9 protein-coding genes and 1 pseudogene are annotated in these 9,578 nt (G+C 42.4%); 8 read left to right on the forward strand and 2 right to left on the reverse strand.

Annotated elements, in window-relative coordinates:
• From BN202_RS08605 to BN202_RS08625, 5 genes and pseudogenes are all read left to right on the forward strand, one after another.
• On the forward strand, nucleotides 1–2,599 hold a 2,599-nt coding region (locus BN202_RS08605), incomplete at its 5' end, for a DUF4815 domain-containing protein (protein ID WP_156792130.1).
• A 14-nt stretch (nucleotides 2,600–2,613) separates the two neighbouring features.
• A pseudogene (locus BN202_RS08610) lies at nucleotides 2,614–3,963 on the forward strand (Bgr_08870 family protein).
• Between the two features lie 539 nt (nucleotides 3,964–4,502).
• Complete coding sequence (locus tag BN202_RS08615) at nucleotides 4,503–5,324, forward strand: DNA adenine methylase (RefSeq protein ID WP_034988063.1); 822 nt, start codon at nucleotides 4,503–4,505, stop codon at nucleotides 5,322–5,324.
• 124 nt (nucleotides 5,325–5,448) lie between these two features.
• On the forward strand, nucleotides 5,449–5,727 hold the full coding sequence (locus BN202_RS08620; RefSeq protein ID WP_019220244.1) for a type II toxin-antitoxin system RelE/ParE family toxin: 279 nt from the start codon (nucleotides 5,449–5,451) through the stop codon (nucleotides 5,725–5,727).
• A gap of 10 nt (nucleotides 5,728–5,737) precedes the next feature.
• Nucleotides 5,738–6,079, forward strand: coding sequence for a HigA family addiction module antitoxin (locus tag BN202_RS08625; RefSeq protein WP_019220245.1), 342 nt, complete (start codon nucleotides 5,738–5,740; stop codon nucleotides 6,077–6,079).
• A 44-nt stretch (nucleotides 6,080–6,123) separates the two neighbouring features.
• Here BN202_RS08625 and BN202_RS08630 read toward each other — a convergent pair whose 3' ends face one another.
• Both BN202_RS08630 and BN202_RS08635 read right to left on the reverse strand, forming a co-directional pair.
• On the reverse strand, nucleotides 6,124–6,402 hold the full coding sequence (locus BN202_RS08630) for a hypothetical protein (protein ID WP_019220246.1): 279 nt from the start codon (nucleotides 6,400–6,402) through the stop codon (nucleotides 6,124–6,126).
• Complete coding sequence (locus BN202_RS08635) at nucleotides 6,399–7,130, reverse strand: antA/AntB antirepressor family protein (protein WP_019220247.1); 732 nt, start codon at nucleotides 7,128–7,130, stop codon at nucleotides 6,399–6,401. Before BN202_RS08635 ends, BN202_RS08630 begins: the two co-directional genes overlap by 4 nt.
• A 394-nt stretch (nucleotides 7,131–7,524) precedes the next feature.
• On the opposite strand from BN202_RS08635, the gene BN202_RS08640 reads away from it, so the two are divergent.
• Genes BN202_RS08640 through BN202_RS08650 form a run of 3 tightly spaced genes read left to right on the forward strand, consistent with a single transcriptional unit; the run spans nucleotide 7,525 to nucleotide 9,546 of the window.
• On the forward strand, nucleotides 7,525–8,754 hold the full coding sequence (locus BN202_RS08640) for a phage tail sheath subtilisin-like domain-containing protein (RefSeq protein ID WP_019220248.1): 1,230 nt from the start codon (nucleotides 7,525–7,527) through the stop codon (nucleotides 8,752–8,754).
• Nucleotides 8,754–9,260, forward strand: a complete 507-nt coding sequence (locus BN202_RS08645) for a phage major tail tube protein (protein ID WP_019220249.1) — start codon at nucleotides 8,754–8,756, stop codon at nucleotides 9,258–9,260. The genes BN202_RS08640 and BN202_RS08645 overlap by 1 nt, the downstream gene beginning before the upstream one ends.
• A gap of 1 nt (nucleotide 9,261) precedes the next feature.
• Nucleotides 9,262–9,546: a phage tail assembly protein gene (locus tag BN202_RS08650; protein WP_019220250.1), complete on the forward strand. Its 285-nt coding sequence runs from the start codon at nucleotides 9,262–9,264 to the stop codon at nucleotides 9,544–9,546.
• The last annotated feature ends 32 nt before the right edge of the window (nucleotides 9,547–9,578 follow it).

The following is a 9,578-nucleotide window of genomic DNA, read 5'->3' on the forward strand; positions in this document are numbered from 1 at the left end:
GGCCATGCAAGCCATTGCGACGTACGACCGCGCCCATGGGCATTATATCGTGAATGGTTGCCGTGTGACAGCTTTGGGACAAGAGGGACAAAAGCAAGTGTTCAGTATTCAAGAGGGAGAAGCCAATATCAATGGTTTCAAACGCAAACGCTTAGCCGCCTTGCGCCATGAAGAGATGGAAGACTTTTCGACAAGTGAAGTTCCTAGTGAAACCCATATTTTTGCGCCCCTAAAAGGCAAAACAAGCTTTACCTTTAAAACCTATTACACCCCCATTGCAGCTGTTCATTCCATTTTATTGACAAAAGAAAAAACCGTTAACATCACCCGCGGGGCTATTACATCTGGGCGTGACGGCGTTCCCGATAAAAGTATCACTGCTTTTCTTAAAATTGTGCAAGGAAGTAAAGAATTTAAAGAAGGCAAGGACTTTAAAAAAACCGGTGACACCATTGATTGGGCCCCGATGGGCGATGAACCACTCCCTAGCAGTAGCTATACGGTGACTTACCGTTACCGCGCAAGTGTAAAAGCCGATAAAGTTACAGCACAAGAAATCACTGTCTCAGGAGGTGCGGAGGGCGGTGATATCATTGTCAGTTATACTTACAAATTGCCCCGCATTGACCGTATTGGACTGAATACAGGAGGTGATGTTGTTTATATCAAAGGGGTTTCGGCAGACCAACCCATGGCGCCAAGCGTTCCTGAAGATGTGCTCTCCCTTGCCACCATTACCAATAATTGGCTTGATTTGCCTATTGTCAAAAATGATGGGACACGTGTTGCCCCCTATGATGAGATGTGGCGTTATTTTCAACGCGTGCTCTCCCTTGACCGCTTGATGCAATTAGAGCGCATTAAAAGCAATGTTGACTCTAAAGAGCCTGTTGCCAAAAAAGGCATGTTTGCAGACCCTTTTCTCGATGACAGTTATCGAGATGAAGGTTTTGAACAAACAGGGGCTATCGGCAATGGCATTTTACAGCTTGCTATTGATCCAACATTTTATACCGCCCCCTTGAACGCCCCTGTCACGCTTGACTGGAGCAATGAAGTGGTCATTGCGCAAGAGTTGACAACCGCTTGCGAAAAGATCAATCCTTATCAAAATTTTGCGCCTCTCCCTGGTACAGTCACCCTTACCCCCGCGACAGACTTTTGGCATGTTGAGCGCACTGATTGGCTCTCAAGTGTGACCAATCAACTCAATATGGGCTGGAACCGTGGGAGAAGCATCGTTAAGACAGAAATCAGCGATGATTTGGTGAATACAACGAGGGAGCAAATCGACTTTTTAAGACAAATAAAGTTGAATTTTAAGATTGAAGGTTTTGGCAGTGATGAAATCTTGGACAGTCTTACCTTTGATGGCGTGAATGTCTTGCCAACAAGCCGTCTTGTTGCCAATAGCAAAGGCACCCTTGAAGGGAGTTTCAAGATTCCTCCAAACATTACGGCTGGGACAAAGAATGTGATTGCACGAGGGAAAGGTGGAACAACAGCAACGGGGCTTTTTACCGGTCAAGGGGTGATTGATGTGAAGGTGATGCGGCGTACCACCACAGTGAAAATCTGGACACAAGTCGACCCGCAAGCACAAGTCTTTACCCCCGATGAAACACGTCAAATAACGGGGATTGATTTCCATCTTTGTAAAATAGGCAATCAAGCCCATGATCTGGTGATTGATTTGGTCACTACCGAAAACGGTTATCCCACCGCCGATATTCAAGCCCAAACCTCCTATTCCATGAAGGGCGCCAAAACCGGCTGGGCTGGCGCACGCTACGCTGTTCCTTTGTTAGTGCCCGATGATCGTCTCACCGCCTTTGTGCTTAAAACTGATGATGGGGATCATTCTGTTTCTCTCGCCAAACTTGGCGATTTTGATAAAGGCAACCAAAGATATGTTTCAAGTCACCCCTATGTGACGGGTCCACGCTTTTCTTCTGTTAATGCGCAGAGCTGGAGCGCGCACCAAGATGAGGCTTTAGCCTTTCGGGTTCTCGCTGCACGCTATAAACAAACAGAAAAAACGGTGGATTTAGGCACCTTTGATCTTGTGGACTGCTCTGATTTGCAGGTGCGTGCAGCCATTGAATTGCCTTCAAGCGATTGTTCTGTCATCTTTGAAATTGAAAGAAACAATGGCACGGTTTATCAACTGCTTCCCTTTCAATTGCTCAAGCTGACCGAATATATCAGTGAAAAAGTCAAGCTTCGCGCTATTCTCAAAGGGACAGAGAAGCTTTCACCGGTCTTATTTGCCCCTGTGCAATTGATTGCAGGAAAGATTCATAAAACAGCAACTTATGTCACAAGAGCTTTTGCCTTTGGGGAAAAGGCAAGATTAACGAGCTATATCAAAACCTTCTTACCGGGCGGTTCTTCATTCACCCTCGAGATGCAACTGGATGATGGTACCTTTGTCCCTTTAAAACTCGATGAGATAGAACAACTCGCTGAACCGCTTTGGACAGAGCGCAAATTTGTGAGCAGTGACAAAACAGCACGACAAGCACGCCTTAAACTCACCCTTACCGGTGGACCTGCTGCACGCTCCATGGTGTGTGATTTTGGTGCTGGCATCATATGATGGGAGAACAAAAAATGAGCAAAACTAAAAAACTCGACATGGAATTGCCCAAAGAAGGACGCTTTATTAGTTCTGAATTCCCCATTTTACGCGATAATCTCACCAAACTTGATCAAGCGCTTATAACTGTTGAGGAAAAGATAGACCAAAAAGCCTCTTTACAACACACCCATACAATCAATGATGTGACGGGTTTAGAAAGCGCTCTTAATGGCAAGATGGCAGCGAATAAAACCTTCACCTTTGCCGATTTAAGCGATATCGAGGGGGCCAAAGATGCCGCAAATAACTATGTGCTTTATAAATCAGGAAACAATCATTTTACCTTTGGCAGTGCCGTTTCCTTATTAGGGGCACACAAACATAAAACAGAAGATATCGTTGGATTAGATGACTTTAGAGCCAAGATTAACGAAGATCTGACCAGCTATGGGCGCTTAAAACAAGCCAATGAATGGCAAAGTTACAACAAGTTTACCAGCAAAGTCACCATGAGTGGCGGTTTGGAGCTGTTGGGAAACTCATCATTGAATATTACTACCCATAACAACAAAGTGGTCACTAACTTAAGTACAAGCGGAAGCTTACTTAAAGGACCTTTAAAAGTCGATGGAGATCTTGTTTATACGAAATCAGAAATAGATATTCTCAAGCAGGAAATTAAAAACATCAAAAAAGATTTGATTAATAAACTCATTATTGCCGATGCTGAATTGCTCTATACGCAAGATGGGAAAATTGAATGGCCCAACTGGGTCACGGACCAAACTAGAGTTGAAATTACAGCCTGGGGGGGCGGTGGTAGTGGTGGTGGAGCGGATACGCCACGATTAGGAGGAGGTGGCGGCGGTGGCGGTTGTTCAGTATGGTATGGCTATAAAGTAAGTTTAAACGGTCATGAGAATATCATCATTGGTAAAGGAGGAGCTTCTGTTGCAAAGCGTGGTCTGACAGGAAATTCTGGAGGCACAACAACCGTTGGAAGGAATTTTATGACTGCTACAGGAGGAAAAGGTGGAGGTGGAGCTTATTATTACAATTCATCTAATTACTCTTCAGGTTCTGGTGGTACTGGAGGAGTTGGCGGGAACTTTGGTTTAGCAACAGATAACTATCCAGGACTTGCTAAAGGGGGAAATGGTTATGCTGGAACGAGTGGAGTTACGGGTCAAACAAGTGGTAATGGCGGTGATGCTGGAGGCGATACATAAAGAGGAGGTGGTGGAGGAACAGGACAAGGTCACTATAGTTCAGGAAAAGCAGGGCGTGGTTTTGGCGGCGGCGGTGCCGGTGCTCACTCTGATTCTTCTCCAAGCGGTGCTGGAGCTGATGGTGCTGTTCTTATAAGATTATGGAAAGATTAAATACAAAACCAAAGAGAGCACAAGTCAAATGGATAGCTGTTCTATAAGCAGGCTTATATGTTTTTAAAGCTTTTTATCGCTCTTTTAAAGGGCTTTTTTTGACTGACACTGTCAGTCTTATGAAGCATGGTGATGCTTGTTATAGTCTCTTCATTGATTTGGAGAGCAAAATGGCAACAAAAGTAAATAGTCTCTAGTGCACTGTAGCAAAGTTATTCTTGATCTCTTGAAGAACACCCCGAAATCATAGCGTATCCCCTCTTCTACTCCCAAAACTTGTAAAGAGATCAACGGCTCTTAGCAAGCCGCTCTGATAACCCATCACTATGAGAAATCATAGCGGGTATACCCCAGGAATTATCCTAGAAACTCCAAATTAAAGAAAGGAACAAAAATAGAGGCTGGGCTGGTCACCCAGCCAACGGGAACAGTTTTGCGACACCCCCGCCCGATGTAACACAACTTAACATCGCAGCCACTTCTTATCACTGAAAGCAATGAGAAGATGGCTAATATAGATGGAAGAGTGTTAAAAAATGATGGACATACTCAACAAAGAAAAATTAAAATCTGTTAAACCTGTCTCACCAGCTGCTGCTTATATTGGTGGCAAAAGAAGATTAGCCAAAACCATTATCAAAATTATTGAGGATATTCCACATAGCATTTATGCCGAGCCTTTTGTTGGCATGGGAGGAATATTTTTTAGACGAAAATTGATACCCCCTACTGAAATTATCAATGATCGTTTAGGAGATGTGGTGAATTTTTTTCGGGTCTTACAACGCCATTATCACCCCTTTATAGAATTTTTGGAGTTTCAAATAAGCAGCCGTGAGGCGTTTGAACGCTTAAAGACACAAAATCCAGAAACGCTTACGGATTTAGAACGGGCTTCAAGGTTTTTATATTTACAGCGGTTAAGCTTTAGTGGTCAGGTTGCCAGTCGTGCGTTTGGAGTTGAAACAGACCGTGGTGCCCGGTTTAATGCTTTGAAACTTGAAAGCATATTAAAGCTTATTTACCGCCGTTTAGCAGGTGTTACCATTGAACATTTAGACTGGTCTGATTTTATGGTGCGTTATGACCGTCCAAACACCTTGTTTTATCTTGACCCGCCTTATTGGGGTGTTGAGGATTATTATGGAAAGAATTTGTTTAAGCGGGAGGATTACCAGACGATGTCTGCGCTCCTTGCGCAATTAAAAGGAAAGTTTCTATTGTCTTTAAACGATGTGCCAGAAGTCCGAAAAACCTTTAGTCAATTTACCTTTAAAAAGGTCAACACACTTTATTCGTGTAACGCCTCAAATAATGCAGTTCCCGCTAAGGAGCTTATCATCACAAATTGTGATTTATAAAACGATAAACAATACAAAAGGGTCTTTAAATGACTTTTGAAGACCTTTAAGCGATAGGGCTTTTTTAGCACATACAATGTAAGCTATTTGTTGACATTTATAGTCTTTCACGCTATATAAAGGAATGATTAAAACGTTTAAAAGCAAAATATTGGCAGAATTATTCAAAACGGGAAATTCATCCAAGATTGATAAGAGACTTGTAAAACGTATCATGGTTCGTCTTGATCGTTTAGATTTTTCTGAAAGACCAGAAGATATGAATCTTCCAGGATTTAACTTTCATTCTTTGAGTGGATATTCACCTACCCGTTACACTGTCCACGTTAACGGACCATGGTGTATTACCTTTGAATTTGACTCATGTAATGCTTACCGTGTTGATCTTGAACAATATCACTAAGGATACAGTTATGAATGACATTCCTGCACAAAGAGATAAAAACCGCTGCCCTACTCATCCAGGAGAAGTTTTAGCAGATATTATTCCTGAAACTGGCAAAACAAAATTAGAAATTGCACAGATGCTCGGTATATCACGCCAACATCTTTATGATATCCTGAAGGCAAAAAAACCCGTTTCTCCTGCTATTTCTGCTTGCCTTGGAAAAATGTTTGGTGATGGAGCTGCCATATGGTTACGTATGCAAGCCAATTATGATGCTTGGCATGCAGAGCGTGATATTGATGTCTCTTCTATTCCAACACTAACAGCTAACGAAATGAATGCGCAAATGGAACATAGCCATTCATGATCTTCTCCCCACCCTAAAGATGGGGAGATGAACCATGTTTTATCTTAAGCAACCTTTTTAATGGGGTTGTCTAAATTGGGTTCGTAAGATTTTAACAAAGACTCTATAATCGGAGGTGGTCTTAAAGTTCCAAAATTTGTAATCATTGCCAAAATTTTGAGTGCATTTGGGGTTTCATTTTGAAGTTTTAAAATCAAAGCTTTTTCTATCGCATCCATAGTCTCAATAAGAGTATTAAAAGCCTTGTCTTCAATATCATCACGATCAGAAAACTGATACAACGCCATCCACAAATCGCATAAAAAATCTATACTGGTATTCATTGTACACCTCCATGGATTTGTTCTCTCAAACATGCTAAACCTCTTGAGGTGATTTTCGTTGAAGGGAGTACCTTTTCTGTCCCATCTGGTCTTTGAATGGTAATCGCAGGGCAATCCATAAAGCCTTTCTTGATTTTATCTTGATAGGGTAACAGAGGTGCCCCTGGAGCCCGTCGATACACCCAATCATGTTTTCGCAAGTAATCGGTCAAATCTTTTGGTCGTACCTCAAGCATTTTCGCTGCTTCGATAAGACCAAACAGCCCATCAGAGCGTTTTAAGCCATCTAAAGCCTCTGCTTTTGGAGTTAGTTCTGCTATAACATGATCTTTCTGTTCGATTTGACTTTGTAGATGATTCAAAACGCCCAGTAATGCTTCGGGTTTGGAGTAATCAACTTGTGGTGTTGCTACTTTTTTCAAAAGCCGTTCACATTTGATAAAGTATTGACGTGCTTCATGTCCTCTATCATTACGCTCTATCATCGAAAGGTGCTTAGCCATATCTAAGGTAATATGGTATTCCTTTACCTTTCCACCGCTTACTAAATTTTTAGTAAGCGTTATAAAGTTTATATTTTCTTGGAATTTACATTCTTTAATGCGATTTTTAATCCAATCATTAAAGCGAGCTTTTATCTCCAAAAAAGTATGCAATTCACGTGCATTTACTGTTTGAACAGTTTCTTGATCAATGACTTGTTCTGTAATTTCTATAAGATTGTTCATAATGAATTCCTATTGGATAGATGTTTGTTAATGACACTCTAAAAAAGAGTGCCGGGCGCTAACAAACACGGCCAATAGTCCGTCGTTACACTTTCCCCGTAAGGGTATTGTATAATGTAACCACACCCGACAAGCCATTTATATGCCACGAGCATATAATGAGTCAAAGCCTTTAATGTGCGGAGAAGAGATTGTTTCGGCAATCTATCCGCTATTGGTTTAAGGTGTTTGTTAGGCACCTGATTCGAAGATACACATCACAGAAATAATGTCAAGATACTTTTGATATTTTTGTTAATTTCATCTTTGGATGCCGAGCATTGAAAAACACAGCTCTTCATCTCTCATTTTTTCATATTCATTTCAACTAGCCACTATTTTAAAGGAGCATAAAATGGCAACAGGTTTTCTACACGGTGTTGAAGTCGTCGAGGTTGATGACGGCACACGCCCCCTTCGTGCAGTTCAGTCTGGCGTTATCGGAATTATCGGCACAGCACCCGATGCCGATGAACAAGCTTTTCCTCTTAACACACCGGTTTTGGTCGCAGGCTCTCTTTCACAAGCCGCAAAACTGGATAAAACAGGCAAACGACGCGGTACTTTACCCAATGCCCTTGATCTTATTTTTAAGCAAGTGGGAGCAATTGTCGTCGTTATCCGTGTGGAAAAAGGAGACAATGAAGAAGCAACACTCACCAACATTCTAGGCGGTGTGAACGAACATGGCGCCTATGAAGGTGTTCATGCTTTCATTGGAGCACAATCTGTTGTGGGACAAACACCACGTATTCTGATTGCGCCAGGCTTTACACATCAACGCCCATCCAGTGTAACCACTGATGGAACGAGTGATAGTGCAAAAACTGAGATCAGTACAACCTCTAACCCCGTTGCAGCAGAATTGATTGGCATTGCAGAGCGTTTGCGTGCGATTGTGGTGATTGATGCCCCCAACACAACAGATGAAGCAGCCCTTAGCGCAGCAAAGGATTTTGATTCAAAACGCGCCCTTCTCATTGATCCATTTGTAAAGGTCAATCGCAATGGCAAGATCTTAGAAGAGCCAGCAAGTGCAGCGGTTGCTGGGGTCATTGCCAAAAATGATTTTGCCAATGGCTTTTGGCATTCCCCTTCCAATAAAGTGATCAATGGTATTGTTGGCATAGCACGCCCAATTGATTTTTCCATTGGTGATCGCGCAAGTCGCGCCAATCTTCTCAATGAACAAAACATCACAACCATTATTCGTGAAAACGGCTATCGCCTCTGGGGCAATCGCACACTTTCAAGCGATACCAAATTTGCCTTTTTATCGGTGGTACGCACCGCAGATATGATTAACGATGCCATTTTGCGCGGACATCTGTGGGCAGTCGATCGCAATATCAAAAAGACCTATCTGAATGATGTGAGTGAAAGCGTCAATGCTTATTTGCGCGATTTAAAAGCGCAAGGCGCCATTCTTGGAGGACGCTGTACACCTGATCCAGAACTTAATACAGCAAGTGCTATTGGAGACGGCAGAGTCTATTTCAATGTGGAATTTACACCAACAACACCAGCAGAACACATCACCTTCCGTTCACAAATCATCAATGATTACCTAGAGGAGATCTTTTAATGACTATACCTGTTTTACCAAGAGTTTTGAAATATTTTAACATTTTTGTCGATGGTATTCCCTATCAGGCAAAGTGTGAAAGTGTCACCCTCCCAAACTTGAATTTGATCGTTGAAAGTTACCGTGGCGGTGGTATGGGCACGCCCATTGAGGTTGATCTTGGTCTTGAAACACTCTCTCTTACCATGACCATTTCTGATTGTTCTCCAGAATTAATGGCATTGTTAGGACGCACAGATGTCGACATCTCCTTGCGCAGTTCAATGCAAGCACAAGGGACGCCGGCAGAAGGGGTTATCATTACCATGAGAGGGCTTTGCAAAGGCTTTGAAATGGCAGAATGGCAACCAGGAAGCAAGGCAACATCCACAGCTACATTCACATTGCAATATTTCAAGTATGTCCAGAAAGACATTGAAATCGTTGAAATAGATGCCATCAACATGGTCAGAAAATTCAACGGCATTGATCAATTGGCAGATCATAGAGAAATTTTAGGATTATAAAATGACTATACAACAAACTGTTATATATCAATTGCTTATTCCTATCACATTTGAAGGAAAAGAGCGTACTGAAATCACCTTACGGCGTATCAAAGTAAAAGATATGCAAGCCATCGATAAAAAGGAAGGCACTGACCAAGTAATAACTATGATCGCACGTCTTTCTGGATGGCCATATGCGGCTGTTTGCGAACTTGATGGCGGCGATATGGCAAGTATTGGAGAGATTTTGGAGTCTTTTACCAAACGGCGGGAAACCTCGACTGGGAAACCGCCGCTAAACTGATTGCCGATATTGCCATTGTGTTCCATTGGTCT

The sequence above is a fragment of the Bartonella florencae genome (assembly GCF_000312525.1).
Classification (GTDB): domain Bacteria; phylum Pseudomonadota; class Alphaproteobacteria; order Rhizobiales; family Rhizobiaceae; genus Bartonella; species Bartonella florencae.

Excerpts from the sequence above, each read along its gene's own strand:
- BN202_RS08615 (WP_034988063.1), top strand. The coding sequence starts at position 4,503 with ATGGACATACTCAACAAAGAAAAATTAAAATCTGTTAAACCTGTCTCA.
- BN202_RS08620 (WP_019220244.1), top strand. The coding sequence starts at position 5,449 with ATGATTAAAACGTTTAAAAGCAAAATATTGGCAGAATTATTCAAAACG.
- BN202_RS08625 (WP_019220245.1), top strand. The coding sequence starts at position 5,738 with ATGAATGACATTCCTGCACAAAGAGATAAAAACCGCTGCCCTACTCAT.
- BN202_RS08630 (WP_019220246.1), bottom strand. The coding sequence starts at position 6,402 with ATGAATACCAGTATAGATTTTTTATGCGATTTGTGGATGGCGTTGTAT.
- BN202_RS08635 (WP_019220247.1), bottom strand. The coding sequence starts at position 7,130 with ATGAACAATCTTATAGAAATTACAGAACAAGTCATTGATCAAGAAACT.
- BN202_RS08640 (WP_019220248.1), top strand. The coding sequence starts at position 7,525 with ATGGCAACAGGTTTTCTACACGGTGTTGAAGTCGTCGAGGTTGATGAC.
- BN202_RS08645 (WP_019220249.1), top strand. The coding sequence starts at position 8,754 with ATGACTATACCTGTTTTACCAAGAGTTTTGAAATATTTTAACATTTTT.
- BN202_RS08650 (WP_019220250.1), top strand. The coding sequence starts at position 9,262 with ATGACTATACAACAAACTGTTATATATCAATTGCTTATTCCTATCACA.